Here is an 18,039-nt window from a genome sequence, read left to right as displayed (position 1 = left end):
ATTATGACCATCATTTAAATGACACTGCTGATAACTGACACTGCTGAAATATTTAGAATAAATAAAATATTAAGAAAAAACTATTAAATGTAACAATATATTTCATATACAGCAACTAATATATATAATTTTTAGTTTTGCATTTAGAGTTTTTCAGGAAAAATTGCATTAAAAGACATTTACAGCGTTTAAAATTCTTCAAATTACAATTAGCATGCAGGTGCGATTGCGAAGTTTTGCTAAAATAGAATGCTATTTTATTAACATAAGTAACCACTCAGGATAACGTTTGCTAGCGTTTATCTTGACGTATTGCTATTGACCTATTGCTACTGCCTATGAACGCTCTATTTCGCTTTTTTGAATCCCGCCTATCTGCTTTCCCTGATACCCCCTTGCCCCTACCCCGTGATGGACTGATTAAGTTCTTATGGGCGTGTACTGAGGGTTTGCGCGGCTGGTTACTGCTCTTTATGATTTTGTCCGCTGGTATCGGTATCTATGAGGCGATGCTCTTTGCATGGATTGGTAATATCGTTGACTGGTTGGGCACTTACACCCCGCAGACGTTATGGACCGAAAAAGGCGATATGCTACTGCTGATGCTGGCAGTATTGATTGTCAGTCCCTTTTGGATTGCCTTGTCGTCATTGATTCGTTTTCAGTCGATTCAGGGTGTGTTCCCGATGCAGATGCGTTGGCGTTTTCACCAGCGCATGCTGGGCCAATCGATGCAGTTTTATCAGGATGAATTTTCTGGTCGTGTCTCCGCAAAAGTCATGCAAACGGCGCTAGCGGTGCGCGATACGGTGATGACAGTCACGGATATGCTGCTCTATGTGCTCGTTTACTTCATCACCACTGGCGTTATTTTATTTAACTTAGACGTTTTATTATTAATCCCATTTGTAATTTGGTTTGTCCTGTTTGGTTTGAGCATGTGGTTTTTTATTCCTAAGCTCAAACATACCGCCATTGTACAGGCTGATGCTCGTGCATTGATGGTTGGTCGTATTACTGATGCCTATGCCAATATTATGACGGTGAAGCTATTTAGTCATTCACGTCGCGAGCTGAGCTATGCTAAAGATGCGATGGGGCAATTTTTAAGTACGGTACACTCGCAAATGCGCTGGGTATCCCAACTCGAAATCGTGAATCATACCATCAGCGTTATTTTACTGGGGTCGACCGCTGGCATTGGCTTGTACCTCTGGCAACAGGGCTCGCTTGGCGTTGGCGCGATTGCCGCAGCGACTGCCATGGCGTTACGGTTGAATGGTCTTACCAAAATGATTATGTGGCAAACGGCAAGCCTATTCGAAAGTATCGGTACCGTACAAGATGGTATGCGCACCTTATCTGCCCCGCAAACTGTCGTGGATCAGCCCAATGCTTCGGCATTAACTGTCACCGAAGGACGAATTGTCTTTGATCATGTTGACTTTAGTTATGAGAATGATGAGATTGTTGATGATATCGAAGGCAAGCACATCGATGAGGTCAATCCTATGGTTGCCGCGCGGGTGAAGTTACTTGACGACTTCCATTTAGATATCAAACCGGGTGAAAAAATTGGTCTGGTTGGGCGTTCAGGTGCGGGTAAATCTACCTTAGTCAATCTGCTACTGCGCTTTTTTGATGTCGATAGAGGTAAGATTTTTGTCGATGGACAAGCGATTGATGAAGTTACCCAAGAGTCCTTACGCCAGCAAATCGGTATGGTCACTCAAGATACCTCACTGCTGCATCGTACCGTGCGCGAAAACATCGCTTATGGTCGTCCAGATGCCACTGATGAAGAGATTGTCATTGCGGCAAAACAAGCCCAAGCATGGGAATTTATCAAAGACTTATATGATGATAAAGGCAATACTGGGCTTGATACCCAAGTGGGTGAACGCGGGGTCAAACTTTCTGGCGGGCAACGTCAGCGTATTGCCATCTCTCGTGTTATGCTAAAAAATGCGCCGATTTTATTATTGGATGAAGCGACCAGTGCCCTTGATTCTGAGATCGAGTTTGCCATTACTGAAAGCTTAAACGATATTATGACTGGCAAGACGGTTATTGCCATCGCCCATCGCTTATCAACCATCGCCGCGCTTGATAGATTGGTGGTTATGGATAAAGGACGTATCATTGAGCAAGGTAGTCATGACGAATTGCTGGCGTTACATGGCGTATATGCACGCTTATGGCATCGTCAAAGTGGTGGCTTCTTAGGTGAAGACGACTAGATCATTATAATCAGCAGTATCATAATCAGAACTTCACTAAATCAAAAAACACAGGGACGTGGCGTCATTATGGAAGATTTTGCAAAGAATATTGCGATTGCTGGACAACAAGCACGTTATTACGATCTAGCCAAACTTAACGAAGTAGCGAACTTAAATGCTACTTCACGTCCTTTAGCACATTTTTATGGTGGCAATAGTTTTACTGTTGGCACCTATATGCCTTTGTTAAATGAGTTAGCAACTGACTTTGATATAAGCTCGCTCGCCCTGCGTGGCTATTGGTATGATAAACCGCAGAGCCGTCGTCTTACGCGCGAGCAAGACGCTGATATGCTTATTGAGTTTTTGGAAAAGACGCAAGATAAACCGGTTGTCGGCATTGGACATTCGCAGGGTGCGACTGCTACCGCCATGGCAGCAGCAAAGCGTCCAGAGCTATTCTCACAGCTGTATTTAATTGAGCCTGTGACCTTTACCAAAAAACAAGCGACGATATACAATCTGTTGCCACGTCATTTTTTGCTGAACCGCGAGCCCTTCAAAAGCACATTAACTAAGCAAACGACTTGGTCAAGTATCAATGATTATTATGAGAGCCTACGTGCGCAGCGTGCCTATAAGCGTATCAGCAATGAGCATCTACTAGTATTTGCTGAGCAAAGCTTGGCGGCAAATCCTGATGGTAGCTATACGCTTATTTTCGCACCAGATCAAGAGCTGGCAAACTATTTCGGTGCGCCTCATATCGATGCAGCAATTAAGCAGCTGAGCTGCCCTTATACTTTAATTACTGGCAAGCCAACGTTATTTATTAACCATCAAGTGCGCAAACAATGGCAAAAATTTGTTCCTGATAACAGCATCATATCCTTGCTAGACTATGGGCACCTATTGCCAATGGAAGCGCCTGAATTATGTGCTCAAGTTATCAATGAGCATTATCAGAGTAGTAAATAACGGTGACTGACCTTTTTGCGCCCAAGCCAGCCGACAATCTATTGCCCTATGACGGAGAGGTAAATGACTTAGGGATTGTGATTGACTATCCCAGCCCCTTATTTTATAACCTAGTGACCGAACTACCTTGGCGAGCGGATATCGTCACGTTATTTGGCAAGACGCACATCACCACGCGGCAAATTGTTTGGATGGGCGATAGCGGTATTGACTATCAGTACTCTGGTCATAGCCGTCAAACCATACCTTGGACAGATACTGTGTTTCATGTGAAACATCATATAGAGCAGCAATTATTAGCGCTTGGCATTGATGTTAATTTTAATTCGTGTTTGCTCAACTATTATCCTTCTGGCGAGGACGGTATGGGCTATCATGCCGATGATGAAAAAGAGCTTGGCGTGCAGCCAGTTATTGCTTCGTTATCGCTCGGCGCTACGCGAAAACTTGTCTTTAAGCATAAAAAAACTCAAGATAAAGTCGAGCTTTATCTTGAGTCAGGTCAGTTAATTGTCATGCATGGCGATACTCAGAGCTTTTGGAAGCACAGCATTACCAAGACTAAAACAGTAAATGCAGGACGTATCAGCCTAACCTTTCGGCAAATGCATCCAAATAATCAAAGCTAGCTATTAGCTGGGTTTGGCAATCAAGCAAATTTGGCTCAGCTGACTTTTAATACCAATTTACCAAAAGCATCGCCTTTTTGCAGCTCGTGATGGGCAGCAACAACTTCTGATAATGGATAAGTTTGCTGTAAACGTAAAGTCAGCTGACCGTCTGCCACCAGCTGTAAAACACGTGCCATATCCTCGCCATTACGCTGCGCTGCATAACCTTCAACGCTTAGATTTTTTTGACTGCCTGCTTCTTTTAGCTTATCTACCCAAATCGTTGGCAGCACATATACACGTCCAGAGTCTTTTACAACCTTTAGTGCTCGCACGCCTGCTTCATCACCGACCAAATCCAGTAGCACATCCGCTTGCAGCTTAGGAAAAGGCTCGTTTTTAGTATAATCAATCCAACCTGCAAGCTGACTAGTATCTATCAAGCTATTAAGCTTTTCATACTTCCCTGCTGAACAAATCAGCGTGACTTTAATATTATTTTTAGCAACTTTATCCATCAACAGCTGTATCAATAAATGACCAACACCGCCTGCTGGAGCATTCATCACCACATGCTCGCCATCTTTTATATTCGCGAATTCAGCAAACTGTAGTGCCGTTTGTCCGATACAAGGTAGCGCACCTGCCTGCTCTAAGCTGACCGCTTCAGGCACATGTGCTAGCAGTTTGGCATCAACAGCAACGTATTCAGCATAGCAGCCCCCATCAAAAGTTAATGCCGCAACTTTATCGCCAACCGTAAAATCTGTGCTACTGCTTTTGACCACGGTACCTGACATATCAAATCCTAAAATGGCAGGCTGATCATGATCAAACTTGTCTTTTTGGATATTAGCAGCGCCCCAGCCTTTACCTTGACGGGTTTTATAATCGACTGGATTAATCCCTGCATAAGCAATTTTTACCAATACTTGACTGTCTTTTAACTCAGGAATAGCCACGTCGTCTTGATAAGTCATTACTCCAGGCTCGCCAAACTCACGTATAAGCACCCCATGTTGAGTGGTTGGTATTTGCTTATCAGACATGACTTATTATCCTTTTACTATTCTAGTATTTCTTCGTTCGTTGATTGCTACTTTGTTGCTTCGTTATACTATGGCAGTGCCAACTCTGCACTCAGAGGCAGATGATCAGACAAGGTCGACCACGGCTTGCCGGTATGTACCCAAGCATCTTTTACTCTCAGGTTACGGACGTAGATACGATCTAAGCTTAGCACAGGTAGCTTCGCTGGAAAGGTCGGCAGCAACTTGCCGTGACAATGTTTAAAGGCTTCAGTCATACCCAAGCTGCTAGCAAGCTTGTCACAAGACATTTTTTTCCAATCATTGAAATCGCCTGCCAAAATCAGAGGTTGATCCGGTGCAATCTCATCTCGAACGTAGTTAGCAATCGCTTCGTATTGCTTAATGCGATCACGCTCAAACAAGTTTAAATGCGCACATAGTACCACTACTGGCACATCCCAACCTATCGGCTGTACTTCGCAGTGCAAAACACCACGCTGCTCAAGTTTATTAACCGTAATATTGACGTTATGTTTGGGATCTAGTGGAAAACGGCTCAATACCGCATTGCCGTGATGACCGTTTTCGTACTCTGAATTTTTACCATAGCTATTTTGCAATTGCAGATATTCACCAAACCATTCATGCTGTGATTGGTCAGGATACTCGTTGTATTGCATATTGCGTTTAAGATTTTGTCCCTGCACTTCCTGTAGGCAAAGTATGTCTGAGCCAATAATATCAAGTGCTTGGGCGATACCCTGTATTTTGACTTGGCGATTCATCGGCGACATGCCTTTATGAATATTGTAGCTGGTTAAAACAAAAGAGATGGTATTAGTCATAATTTTATTAGTCATAAACTCAGTATTGATAGAGTAAGCGTTAAAAGCGATGGTTATTAAAAAAATCATCAAGTCTAAAAATAAACCATGCTTCTCATTTAATGGTTAGTCATAAAGATTGGATAATCGTCAATAATTTTTAGAAAATGCTTCTAGAAAATAGTGATTTATAATCATTATAGATATAAAAAGAGCATTGATTCGTATTGAACCAATGCTCTCATATTATACCTATGTGCTGCCAATGGCTAATTCATTCATGACTATCAACCATCTAGCCATCGATTAGTAACGAGTTACCAGGGCAATCGGTTGATTTTCACCCATAATATCCTGCGGCATAAATACTGCTTTACCACCGTTATGAATCACATGCTCAATAATTTCACCAATTGCATCATCAGTCACGCCTTCTGCAGTAGCATCATCAGCCATAGCTAATGTTTGTGCTTTTTCATCAATCTTGGCAGGTTGTATGTAACCACGGCGAACATACAATGTCTCACCTACGCCTTGGAACGCACTGCGGTAGACTTCTTGTAGATCAGTCTGCAGCATATTTGCACCGCGCGCTTTATCAATCTCACCCAATGCCGCTTGATGTAGTGATGTACGATAGCCTTCTACCGCTTCTTGAACACTATCAACGATATGCTGTGCACTACCTGCTTCCAAATTAGTAGCGTTTGATACCGTAGCGATAATATTATCTGGACGGTCGCAAACATCTTTATAGTAACCAATATTTTTGCTATCGCCAACGACAACTAGCGGCATTTTATGATCGCCCCACAGCTCTTGAACACTCTTATCGACTTGGTTAAAGAACTCTTTTAAGGCACTGCTTTCATTGTTCGCTGAACGGTCTGATCCGCCATCGCCTGTCGTATATAAGCCGTTATTCTCAATAGGAAATGGAATATTTTCCATATTATTTTGTGCTTTAGCATCTTTATCAAACTCTCTTACGACGCGGTCGTTAGAGGCTTCGATCAGGCGCGCACCGTCACGAGTCAATACCACGGTATAATAATGCACTGCACTTGCCATATCACGGACTAAATCACGCGTAGCAAAGCTGTCTGAGATGACAACGCGTTCTGTCGTATCAATAGGCATACGAACAATCTGTACATCATCAGTACTGGCAAATATCGCTAAGGTATCTAAATTATAATTATGATTAAGCTCTTTAGTTTTAGCGTGGATATTTTCTAGAATAGTGGTCGCCGTGCGCTTATCAAATTCGTTGGTTAAGCGTTCTTCAACAACTTTTAGTTGATTTTTTAGAGCAATAGGGTCTTTTTCGTTGGCAGGATGCTCACGGTGAGTTTTAACAAAAATACTGACTGCTGGATTCGCTTTAGTTTCACGTAAGCTTTTAAGAGTTGCTTTCATAAATACTGCTCCTTATTTTATTATCATTGATTTCTGATATTGGTTTCTAGTACTGCTTTCGGTATTCGTTAGGTATTACTCGTTCGAAATTTTTAATATATGATAAGTACCTCTAGAATAAATACTTCTAATAAGTACCAATCGTCACTATTACCCTATCAACTTAACCTTGGCAGCTATAGGGTTAATTTGCAATCAAATGATGACGCTTTGTAAGTGCTGCTTTAAGAAGCTACAGCAGCTTTAATAAGCGTAACCTGAGCATTAGCGTGGTCATGCCATATTTATGGGTTGTATTTTCGCTAAGTAAGACCCATCTTTTAGATACTGATATATTTTTTAAATACTGATACATTGTGATGAAAGTTCGACCAACAACCCTTCTTATCCTAAAATCCCTAAATAGTAGTACCAAATAATAGCGCCAAATAAAAAAATTGAGGTATGACACTCATTTATATCCTATTTCTTCTGCTCATTATTTATACCGGAACCCTTTATGACTTCCATTGCTCCAGATTTACGCCTTGTCGATTTTGCCAGTGCTACGCCTACTAGCTTACAAAGCCAAGTCGTTAGCGCTATCGAGGCTGCCAATAATTTTTTAGATATGATGACAGCAAATAACGTCGATAATACTTCTGAGCTTAACGCTAAGCAAGCTTTGGCCGATGTGATGAGCTTTGACCATATCAATCTAGCATTAGATCGCAGCTGGGGTATTTTATCGCACCTTAATAGCGTGATGAGCAACGATGATATACGCCATGTTCATCATGAACTGCTACCGAAACTGTCTGCTTACGGCACACGAGTTGGACAGCATCAGCCACTATTTAATCGCTATCAGACAATCATTAACGATAAAGCGTTTTTTGCAGCGCTTGAGCCAGCACGTGCGCGCGCAATCGAGCTTGCATTACGAAGCTTTGAGCTATCAGGTGTGGCATTACCTAAAGCAGATCAAGAAAAGTTCGCTGCCATACAAAGCAAGCTATCTACCTTGTCAGCGACATTCTCTGATCATGTATTAGATGCTACCCAAGCTTATGCACTGCCTCTTAATGACGAGCAGTTAGCCGGCTTGACCGAAAGTGGTTTAGCACTATTAGCAGACGCTGGCGAACAATATAAAACCCGTGAGCTTGCCAGCAGTGCGCTCACGCAAACTGAAATTGATATTCTGCCAACCCCTTATTATGTGGCAAGCTTAAACATCCCTGTGTATCTTGCCGTCATGACACATGCTGACAATCGCCGTCTACGTGAGACGCTATACCGCGCTTATGTTACCCGCGCCTCTGAATTTGATGAGCATACCAATGCCAAAGGCGACTCATTAAATAACGCCGACCTCATGAGTGATATCCTGCAATTACGTGAACAAAAAGCCAAATTATTAAGCTTTAATAATTATGCGGAAGTATCACTATCAACCAAAATGGCAGATAGTGTGGCGGAAGTTGAAACTTTCTTACGTGATTTAGCCGTACAAGCGACACCAACGGCTAAACACGACTTAGCGCAGTTGCAAAAGTATGCGCAAGATTACGATATTACTGATTTGCAGCCATGGGACAGTGCCTATATCGCTGAAAAGGTAAAACAAAGCGAGTTTAGTTTATCGCAAGAAGAGATTCGCCCTTACTTCCCATTGCCAAAGGTCATTAGCGGCCTGTTTGCTATCGTAGAGCGTTTATACGGTATTAAAGCACTAGAACAAAGCGGTGATAATACCGACAACCACTCCGTATCACGCTGGCATGATGACGTCCGTTTTTATCAATTGTTTGATGCTGACGATAACTTGCTTGGTGGCTTTTACTTTGATTTATTTGCCCGTAGCGGTAAACGCGGCGGCGCATGGATGAGTGGTTTTCAGTCGCGTTATCGCTATGATGAACAAGAGCATCAGCAGCTCCCTGTATGCTTTATGGTCGGTAATTTCACGCCAGCACTCGATGGTAAGCCAAGCTTATTGACGCACGATGAAGTGCTGACCTTATTCCATGAATTCGGTCATGGTCTCCATCATCTATTAACTCAAGTGACCGTTGGTGACGTTGCTGGTGTCAATGGCGTGGAATGGGACGCGGTTGAGCTGCCCAGCCAATTTATGGAGAACTGGGCATGGGATGCAGAAGGGATTGCCCTCATCAGTAGCCATGTCGAAACAGGCGAGTCCTTGCCTACAGACAAACTTGATGCACTGCTGGCGGTAAAAAACTTCCAAAGTGGACTGCAAACGCTACGCCAAATCGAGTTTGCCTTATTTGATTTATTGATTCATGCGCAAACCCCAGCACTTGATTACGAGGGTATCTTAGCGACTTTAAATAGCGTACGTAGCGACATTGCTATTATGCAAACGCCTGACTATAACCGCTTTGCTAATGGTTTTAGCCATATCTTTGCCGGTGGCTATGCGGCAGGTTATTATTCTTATAAATGGGCGGAGCTGTTATCTGCAGACGCCTTTAGTAAGTTTGAAGAAGAGGGTATATTTAATCCAATCACAGGTAAGGCGTTCCGTGAAACTATCTTGTCCGTCGGCGGTAGCTTCCCAGCCAAGACCAATTTTGAGAACTTCCGTGGTCGTAGCGCCAGTATCGACGCCTTATTACGTCACAGCGGTTTTAGCAATGCCAAAACGATTGCTGCCGCAAATACCAAAACGACACGTGAGGTTACTTAAATGCGTTATCAGTCGTCACGACCAAAGCGTCAATTTTTAGCAGGGGTACGCTGCCCCAAATGTCAGACAATGGATGCAGTGGTACAAGTAAATATCACCGAGCCCGCACCTGATGAATATATAGAATGTACTCAATGTGGTCATACAGAGCATCGCCCTGACCCTGATGCTATCAGTGCCAAAAACCATGCTGAAGATCAGCTCACTCGTGATGCGATGGCCACCGGTACTAGTGGCACAGTGAAATTTAAGTGATAAGCATTTAACATCACCGTTTAGAGCATAAATTTTGTGTAACCCTTGATTTATATAACTCTTTATTCATGTAGCTTTTTAACAGTACCTTTAGCCTATCTATCATATCAATAGATAGGCTTTTTATTTTGATTTTGCTATAGTATGCCTACTTACATTTTTTAAATAAATCGACTGTAGTATGAAAAGTAAAAAAATGCAGCGCCTATCTGCAAAAGCATCAAAAAACAAATCTGCTAATTCTACTAAACTACGCCAAAAATGGTGGTTTGGCGTTATATTGATAGCGCTATTAATTGGTTATTTGGTTTGGAAAAATGCTCTACCTGAAGCTGACGTGAACGCTGTAGAAAGCTTGCCAGCGACTAGCGAGCAAACTAAGACTGAGGCTGCATCGTCTACTGTTATGCCATTAGATAATGTGGTGAATGATTTAGAAAGTAACGATGGTACCTTAGATGATAGCCAAGCTATTGCTGCCGTTACAGATACTGAGGCACCTAATCCAGAGGCTATATTAAATGCGCCTCTACCAGAAACGGATAGCCTAGCGAAAGAAGAAATTGATCGCTTAGAGGACGAAAGTAAGCGCTTGGCTGAACAAGAAAAGCTAGCTACTGAACAGATTACCATGACTAAGAAACTAACAGACATGAAAGCTGAGCAAATCGAATTACTCGAACAGCAAATCGCTCAGTTAGAGGCAGATACAGACGCTAAAACTGGCGCTAAATAATGTAAACTTCTATAAAGGGGTTGATGATGGCAATTTTGCAACTCACTCATGCCCCTATTTTAAATAGTAGCGCGCAGCTACTGATACTGCCGGTTAACAGCGCAGGTGTCCTTTTAGACCCTATCCTTACGCGAACCAAGCGCTTATATCCTGATAATTACCAACGTTACTATCGCGCTTGTCGTGACGGTAGCTTGGAAATTGGTAGCTGTTTACTGCATAAACGCTCACGTGAGCAGGCCGGGCTTGGTGTCAGCAGTAACGGCAGCCAACCCAGTTATATCGCCAACCTTGTCATCTCCGACCATCCTTATCACCCAGCAAGATTACGTTGGTTGACGGCAGCTTTGGTTGATTTACAGCAGCAGCTTATTCCTCTTATCCGCTATCAAGGTATCCGTAGAATTGCTCTACTAACACATCCATTTATTTCTTTTAGCTCAAAGCTTAATGATACACAGAACTTACCTCCTAGCTCTGTAAATGATATCTCGTCAGCTGATTCCTCTAATTCTTCTGGTTTCGAACCACTAGATTGGTATGATGACATTCTGCCACTACTCACTCAGCAGTTGCAAGATTTACCAAAATTACGCATTGATTTGCACCTTCCTAAATTTCTAACCCTCTAAACTACTCATTTCAGATGAACTAGATTATAAATTTTTAGCTTCTTCTAAATTCACTTTTTTATATCCATAAAAAAACCGCCTTGAGCACTAATGATAAGTGACTCAAAGCGGTTTTTTAAATTTTTACTATATCAAATATCGAGAATTAGCTTTGCTCAATACCTTTCATAGTCAGCTTGATACGACCACGGTTATCGACGTCTTGTACCAATACTTTAACGATTTGACCTTCTTTGAGATAGTCAGATACATTCTCTACGCGCTCATCTGCGATTTGTGAGATATGTACTAGACCATCAGTGTTTGGTAAGACGTTAATGAATGCACCAAAGTCAACGATACGAGCAACCGTACCTTCATACGTTTTGCCCACTTCAACTTCAGCAGTTAAGGCTTCGATTTTACCGATAGCCGCTTTAGTTGCTGCTTTGTTTTCACCAAAGATACGAATCGTACCAGCGTCATCGATATCGATAACGGCACCAGTTTCTTCCGTTAGCTGACGGATAGTAGCGCCGCCTTTACCGATAACATCACGGATTTTGTCAGGATTGATTTCGATAACGGCATAGTTAGGCGCATGCGCGTTGATTTCAGTACGGCTTTCAGGCAATACTTTGTTCATTGCGTCTAAGATATGGATACGACCAGCATGGGCTTGTTTCAGCGCTTGCTCCATGATATCTGGCGTAATGCCTTCAATTTTAATGTCCATTTGCAGGGCGGTAATGCCGTCTTTAGAACCAGCCACTTTAAAGTCCATATCGCCAAGATGATCTTCATCACCTAAGATGTCAGACAATACGGCAAAGCGCTCGCCTTCTTTCACTAGACCCATTGCGATACCAGCAACTGGTGCTTTAATTGGTACGCCAGCGTCCATCAATGCCAAGCTTGCGCCACAAACAGAAGCCATAGACGATGAACCGTTTGATTCAGTGATTTCTGATACCACACGGATAACATATGGGAAGCGTTCGCTATCTGGAAGCATCGCTTGTACACCACGGCGCGCTAGGCGACCATGACCGATTTCGCGACGTTTAGGAATACCTTCGCGACCAGTCTCACCAACTGAGAAATGCGGGAAGTTATAATGCAACATGAAATGGTCACGAATCGTACCAGCTAGTGAGTCAATCATGTTGACGTCACGGCTGTTACCAAGAGTCGTCGTCACCAATGCTTGCGTTTCACCACGAGTAAATAGCGCTGAACCATGAGTAAATGGTAATACACCGACTTGTACATCAATGGCACGAACCGTTTCAAGATCACGACCATCGATACGTGGCTTACCAGACAAGATATTGTCACGAACCGTACGGTATTTTAGATCGTTATAGATTTCTTTTAGCTCAGATACCGTAGCACTATAAGTTTCTGACTCTGCATCACCAGCAAGCGCAGCAATAGCAGCTTGTTTAACGTCATCAAGCTTAGTATAACGCTCTTGTTTATCAGTAATGGTATAGGCGTCAGATACTTGCGCACCAAACTGCTCTTTCATGCTGTTCGATAATGCTTCATCACGCTTAGGAGAAGTAAACTGCTGCTTAGCTGTACCCACTTCTGCAGCTAATGAGGCAATATTATCAATAACGATTTGCTGTTGCTGATGACCGTACAATACTGCACCTAACATTTGATCTTCTGACAACTCTTTGGCTTCTGACTCAACCATTAATACTGCCGATTTAGTACCAGCAACGATTAAGTCAAGATCACTCTCTTTAAGTTCTTCAAGAGTCGGGTTTAGAACATATTCACCGTTGATAAAGCCAACGCGTGCACCGGCAACAGGGCCATTAAATGGCGCGTCAGAAATAGCTAATGCAGCTGATGCACCAATCAATGCCGCGATATCTGCTGACTGACTCTTGTCTGATGATACAACCGTGGCTGTGATTTGGATTTCGTTCAAATAGCCTTCAGGGAAAAGTGGACGAATCGGACGGTCAATCAGGCGCGAGGTTAAGGTTTCAGACTCACTAGCACGGCCTTCACGTTTGCCATAAGCACCTGGAATTTTACCCGCTGCATACATTTTTTCTTGGTAGTTAACAGTCAATGGAAAGAAGTTTTGGCCTTCTTTCGCTTCAGACTTCACAACGGCTGCTACTAATACAGTGACGCCGCCCATGTGAACTAAAATAGAGTTAGCTTGGCGAGCGATACGACCTGTTTCGATAACAACCTGCTGGTTGCCGTATTGGAATTCACGCTTAATAGTATTAAACATTGTCATATAATTTTCCTAATATTGACTGACGAAAGTAATATCAGCATTATAAAAGCTGATATCTGTCATTAAAAATTCTTTATCTTTCTTTGTATATAGCCACCAACTAACAACAAGTCGATTAAAGCATCGCGTTAATTAAGGCTAATATCTTTACCTATTTATCTTATGCATTTACATATCATAGGCATGGTACTTTTATGCATATTCGGTTTTTCAAATTCGGTTTTATATAAGTACTATCAAAAGTCGTATCAAGTCAAAATCATGCGCACATGATACTGGCTGCTTCTTTGGTAAGATACTAATATCTAGCTTACTAACACATAGATACTTTCACATAAATACTTTACAGCTAATAGCACTATAAAACTCATAAGGCATTATTTTACAGTGATTTACGGTCATTGACCAATTAAATGCAAAACAGCCTATTTATTGATAGTAAATACTTATTAATAACAATTCTTTATTAATAATGACTACTGAGGTTTAGAGCAAGTCTTACGTATTTGACCCTGCATCTTTAGTACTCACGCTGCAATTATCACATGATATGAACTTAAAGCATCTAAGCTAAATTAACCATAATGATAAGCATAAAAAAACGGCGTGAAACTATTCCACACCGTTTTAGAAAAATCTATTTTATCGATATCAACAAGTAAGTTCCAAATGGCTTGGGTAAAAATCTGAAATGGTACCGTATTAAGGTATATTCTATTTTAGCGACCATTCGTACTACTGTCGTCAAATTAACGACGTAGACCTAACTGGCTGATAAGAGTGGTATAGCGACCAAGGTCTTTACCTTTTAGGTAATCAAGCAATTTACGACGGGTATTAACCATACGGATAAGACCACGGCGGCTGTGATGATCAGCTTTGTGTGCTTTAAAATGGTTTTGCAAATCGTTGATACGAGCACTTAACAAGGCTACTTGTACTTCAGGTGAACCTGTGTCGTTTTCGCCACGTTGGTATTGAGCAATGATTTGTTCGCGATCAGTATTAGTTAACATAGATTTCTCCGGCAATGCTAAACATTCTATAATTCATCAATAAATTTTAATGAGTATAAAATGATAGAATAAATAAAATAGTCTGCATGACATTCGGGACAACCCTGCATTACTAGAGTTGACCTAGTGGTCGACAAACACGTTGTTTAACTTGAAAACGATTATAACAAAAAACTGCCGAACTAACAGCAGTTTTCCATATTAGTTTCAACAGTTTTATGAAACAAACTTAGATTGATAATATGTTTATAAAAGCTTATTTATATTTACTTTTTTTAACGTCATCTTCAGTTGCGTTACCACCAAGCGCATCATCATCTAGCGGTACTGTGGTAGCCTCAGCTAAACTATCAGGAATCACATCTTGGCTAGGATTGATATCATCGGCTAGTTTTTCTATCTTTTGTTCTTGCTTATCCATAATAGCTCTCCAATTATCTTGTTATAAGAAATCGATATTAAATAATCTTAATAATAAAACTAATCATAGAATTTATTATTAAAAATGCTAACCTTTTGAGCAGTTAGCATTTTTAGTTAACTAGATAAAAATTTAAAACGTAGATCGAACTTAAATTAAGTTCTATTTATCTTTTTTAGCTTCTTCTGCATTATCAGCAATACGATCTGCTGCTGCGTCAGTATCTTTTGTATAATTGCTGTCAGTTTGGTTCTTTAACGAGGCTTCAGCTGCGTCAGAACGTTGTTGCTCAAGCTTAGTATCATTTGGATTAGAATTTGACATACTATTTTCCTTTTTATGATTGTAATTGATTATGAAATTTAATAATTGAAATTATGATAGTGCTTTATCGATAGCTTCGACAAAATTCTTGATATCGTCTGGATTGCGTGAGGTAATCAGATTACCATCGACTTGTACTGTTTTATCTACAAATTTTGCCCCAGCGTTTTCTAAATCGATCTGTAGTGTCTGATAAGCAGTCAACGTTCTGCCGTTAGCAATACCTGTATTAATAAGCACTCAAGGAGCATGACAGATAACTGCTAATGGTTTGCCAGCATCATTAATCGCCTTGATGATGCTATGAGCTTCTTTATTGCTACGTATGGCGTCAGCATTTACTGTACCACCTGGCAAGACTAAGGCATCATATTCATCAGCTTTTGCGTCTTTAGCAAATAGGTCGGCAGTGAACGTATCGCCCTTATTAACATCTTGCTTCATGCCTTGAACTTCTTTATCTTTATCGGTGGTAATAAGAAGTGTCTTGTAGCCTTTATCTTTTAGCTTGTTATTAACGTCTTCATATTCTGCTTGTTCAAAGTGATTATGTAATAAAAAAGCAATCGTTTTCATAGTATTCCTTATATTCTATTAATTATTCTTTTATTTTTCTTATCATAGTATTTAATATAACTTCTAAAAAATTATTTTATATTTGTTTAGGAAAAAATTATTATATTCATATTATTATATTTTCTCCTTGACTGCTTTTCCTTAGATGACTTAACTAAGGTACAAAAAAAGCAGGTTTCACTATAGGTGAAACCTGCAATAAAATGTGACGATATGTGATTAATGTGAATTCTTAGTAACTTTTACAGACTTTGAGTGATACAAATAACGGTAAATTAAACACCTAATACTATAACTGAATCAATTTTTTAGGTTGCAATCGACCATTTAAACTCACAGCACCGAGACCAATAAAATGTCCCTGCTCATTAATGAGACAGATATCTACTGCTATCTCATGTGGTAATGGTATTTCCTTGTTACTCTCACTCTCATTAATATTTCGTTGCTCATCATTACTTTCATCATTAGATGACTTTTGTTCGATAGCCGATGCAATATAGCTTTGCAAATCATCCGTCAGCTGATCGAATACATTTAAGCGTTGACCCATTTGTACACGTTCATATTGTTCTGCTGACAACATAAGCTCAGCATTAATATTGACACAAGCATCTACTACCAACAAATGTTCCTGACGACTCTTTAATGCTAGTGCCTCTAAATCTGCCAAAGTAATTGCTTGGTCAATTCTAAAATCACCAACTTGTAGACGGCGCAATGCAGTTAAATGTCCTAACGTGTTCAGTGTTTTAGCAATATCTTCTGCTAATACACGTACATAGGTGCCTTTGGAACACGTCACTGTCAATTGAATCTGCTTATCATCGATAGCTTCTAGGCTGATTGCTTTGAGGGTAATATCTCTCGGCGCACGCTCAACCTCTATCCCAGCACGCGCATATTCATAGAGCTTTTTTCCATCTTTCTTTAAAGCAGAATACATCGGTGGAATTTGTTGCTGAGCCCCTAAAAACTGCTGAGCAACATCGTTTAGTGTCGCTTCATCAAATGACGGAATAGTCGTTTCAGCAATAATTTTTCCATCTGCGTCACCGGTATCTGTTTGGCTTCCAAGTAAGATAGTCGCTTGATAAGATTTATCAGCATCGAGTTGATAATGACTAAACTTAGTTGCTTCACCCAAACAAATAGGTAGTAGACCAGTTGCCATCGGATCAAGCGTGCCTGTATGACCAGCTTTTTTACTGTCATGATTCGGTGATTTAAACAGATACTTCACCTTTGACACTACTTGCTGTGAAGTCATACCTTGAGGCTTATCCACCAATATAACGCCCGATACTTTTATCTTTGTGGGCATTGTATTGAGATTCTTACCAACTTGCGTAGACGCTTTTGTAGAAACTGTAGACATAATGGCTTTTACTCTTCTATTTCTTGCTCGTCAGACTCGTTTTTCTCAGTTTTAATGACCGCTTTACTAATTAGATCCATCATATAATTACCTCGAGCGGTAACTTCATCATAGTGAAAACGCAAACGCGGCGTCGTGCGAGTTTTTAGACTGTGGCTTAATTCAGTACGCAAGAAACCTGCTGCGTTATTAAGCACCTTAATACTCTCTTCATGATTGGACTTAGTCATAGCATCATTGAGCTCTGGCTCCATGATTGTGACATAAATATCAGCGTAACCTAGGTCTGGACTAACTTTAACACTAGATATAGTGACAAAACCAGTCAGACGCGGGTCATTGACAGCATCACGGATAAGAACAGCAAGCTCACGCTGAATCTGATCAGCTAAACGTTGTAAACGTTGGTTCATGGTTATTACCTTGTTTTTAATATAGCTTATTTTTATTGATACTGAATCTAAGAAATACGATTAACTTGATGCAACTCGCTTAGTCTATAAGAGATAGTCTCTGCGCTCGTTTTACTGGTTACTCTATTTTTCGGAACAGTCTTATGAATAAATTGAGTGATTAATATTTGTTAAAAAAGGCCTAGCAGGATGTACCTGTTAGGCCTAAGTACAGCTGAGTATTAAAAAGATATCTGACATACTCAGCTAGTTAGGCATAT

General features: G+C 40.9%; 16 protein-coding genes and 1 pseudogene. 7 read left to right on the top strand and 10 right to left on the bottom strand.

The genetic code is table 11. The features are described from left to right. Positions 1-338: 338 nt before the first annotated feature. The 3 genes from WAZ74_RS07200 (at position 339) to WAZ74_RS07190 (ending at position 3,829) form a co-directional block, all read left to right on the top strand. Complete coding sequence (locus tag WAZ74_RS07200; protein WP_422307304.1) at positions 339-2,240, top strand: ABC transporter ATP-binding protein; 1,902 nt, start codon at positions 339-341, stop codon at positions 2,238-2,240. A gap of 69 nt (positions 2,241-2,309) precedes the next feature. Further along, positions 2,310-3,200 carry an alpha/beta fold hydrolase gene (locus WAZ74_RS07195; protein WP_422307302.1) on the top strand — a complete coding sequence of 297 codons (891 nt, stop codon included), beginning with the start codon at positions 2,310-2,312 and terminating at the stop codon, positions 3,198-3,200. A gap of 2 nt (positions 3,201-3,202) precedes the next feature. Continuing rightward, positions 3,203-3,829 carry an alpha-ketoglutarate-dependent dioxygenase AlkB family protein gene (locus WAZ74_RS07190; RefSeq protein WP_422307300.1) on the top strand — a complete coding sequence of 209 codons (627 nt, stop codon included), beginning with the start codon at positions 3,203-3,205 and terminating at the stop codon, positions 3,827-3,829. A 35-nt stretch (positions 3,830-3,864) separates the two neighbouring features. Here the strand turns inward: WAZ74_RS07190 and WAZ74_RS07185 are convergent, their stop codons facing one another. The 3 genes from WAZ74_RS07185 to WAZ74_RS07175 all read right to left on the bottom strand — a co-directional run bounded on the left by WAZ74_RS07185 (position 3,865) and on the right by WAZ74_RS07175 (position 7,085). After that, a complete protein-coding gene (locus tag WAZ74_RS07185) occupies positions 3,865-4,860 on the bottom strand; it encodes an NADP-dependent oxidoreductase (protein WP_422307298.1) in 996 nt (331 codons plus the stop codon). A gap of 68 nt (positions 4,861-4,928) precedes the next feature. Next, positions 4,929-5,702: an endonuclease/exonuclease/phosphatase family protein gene (locus tag WAZ74_RS07180; RefSeq protein WP_422307296.1), complete on the bottom strand. Its 774-nt coding sequence runs from the start codon at positions 5,700-5,702 to the stop codon at positions 4,929-4,931. Positions 5,703-5,972: 270 nt separating this feature from the next. Further along, a complete protein-coding gene (locus WAZ74_RS07175; RefSeq protein ID WP_422307294.1) occupies positions 5,973-7,085 on the bottom strand; it encodes a hypothetical protein in 1,113 nt (370 codons plus the stop codon). Positions 7,086-7,584: 499 nt separating this feature from the next. Between WAZ74_RS07175 and WAZ74_RS07170 the strand changes: the two genes are divergently transcribed. The 4 genes from WAZ74_RS07170 to WAZ74_RS07155 all read left to right on the top strand — a co-directional run bounded on the left by WAZ74_RS07170 (position 7,585) and on the right by WAZ74_RS07155 (position 11,403). Beyond that, positions 7,585-9,780 (top strand): M3 family metallopeptidase, encoded by a 2,196-nt coding sequence (locus WAZ74_RS07170; RefSeq protein WP_422307292.1) that lies wholly within the window; start codon positions 7,585-7,587, stop codon positions 9,778-9,780. Next, a complete protein-coding gene (locus WAZ74_RS07165) occupies positions 9,781-10,035 on the top strand; it encodes a YheV family putative metal-binding protein (protein ID WP_422307290.1) in 255 nt (84 codons plus the stop codon). A 181-nt stretch (positions 10,036-10,216) separates the two neighbouring features. Continuing rightward, positions 10,217-10,771, top strand: coding sequence for a hypothetical protein (locus WAZ74_RS07160; protein WP_422307288.1), 555 nt, complete (start codon positions 10,217-10,219; stop codon positions 10,769-10,771). 26 nt (positions 10,772-10,797) lie between these two features. Further along, the gene (locus tag WAZ74_RS07155) at positions 10,798-11,403 is read left to right on the top strand and encodes a hypothetical protein (protein ID WP_422307286.1); all 606 of its coding nucleotides are present in this window, start codon (positions 10,798-10,800) and stop codon (positions 11,401-11,403) included. A 145-nt stretch (positions 11,404-11,548) separates the two neighbouring features. Here WAZ74_RS07155 and pnp read toward each other — a convergent pair whose 3' ends face one another. The 7 genes and pseudogenes from pnp to WAZ74_RS07120 form a co-directional block, all read right to left on the bottom strand. After that, a complete protein-coding gene (gene pnp, locus WAZ74_RS07150) occupies positions 11,549-13,651 on the bottom strand; it encodes a polyribonucleotide nucleotidyltransferase (protein ID WP_422307284.1) in 2,103 nt (700 codons plus the stop codon). 749 nt (positions 13,652-14,400) lie between these two features. After that, a complete protein-coding gene (rpsO, locus tag WAZ74_RS07145; protein ID WP_045443035.1) occupies positions 14,401-14,667 on the bottom strand; it encodes a 30S ribosomal protein S15 in 267 nt (88 codons plus the stop codon). Between the two features lie 256 nt (positions 14,668-14,923). Further along, positions 14,924-15,088: a hypothetical protein gene (locus WAZ74_RS07140; protein ID WP_422307269.1), complete on the bottom strand. Its 165-nt coding sequence runs from the start codon at positions 15,086-15,088 to the stop codon at positions 14,924-14,926. A gap of 162 nt (positions 15,089-15,250) precedes the next feature. Next, entirely contained in the window at positions 15,251-15,412 is a 162-nt protein-coding gene (locus WAZ74_RS07135; protein ID WP_422307267.1) for a hypothetical protein, read from the bottom strand. A 51-nt stretch (positions 15,413-15,463) separates the two neighbouring features. Beyond that, positions 15,464-15,988: pseudogene (locus tag WAZ74_RS07130) on the bottom strand (type 1 glutamine amidotransferase domain-containing protein). Positions 15,989-16,277: 289 nt separating this feature from the next. Beyond that, on the bottom strand, positions 16,278-17,366 hold the full coding sequence (gene truB / locus WAZ74_RS07125; protein WP_422307265.1) for a tRNA pseudouridine(55) synthase TruB: 1,089 nt from the start codon (positions 17,364-17,366) through the stop codon (positions 16,278-16,280). Between the two features lie 8 nt (positions 17,367-17,374). Beyond that, entirely contained in the window at positions 17,375-17,779 is a 405-nt protein-coding gene (locus WAZ74_RS07120; RefSeq protein WP_422307263.1) for a ribosome-binding factor A, read from the bottom strand. Positions 17,780-18,039: the final 260 nt, after the last annotated feature.

The sequence above is a fragment of the Psychrobacter sp. genome (assembly GCF_049295055.1).
Lineage (GTDB): Bacteria > Pseudomonadota > Gammaproteobacteria > Pseudomonadales > Moraxellaceae > Psychrobacter.
The sequence above is the reverse complement of the archived record's forward strand: the minus strand, read 5'-3'. Positions and strand labels throughout refer to the sequence as shown.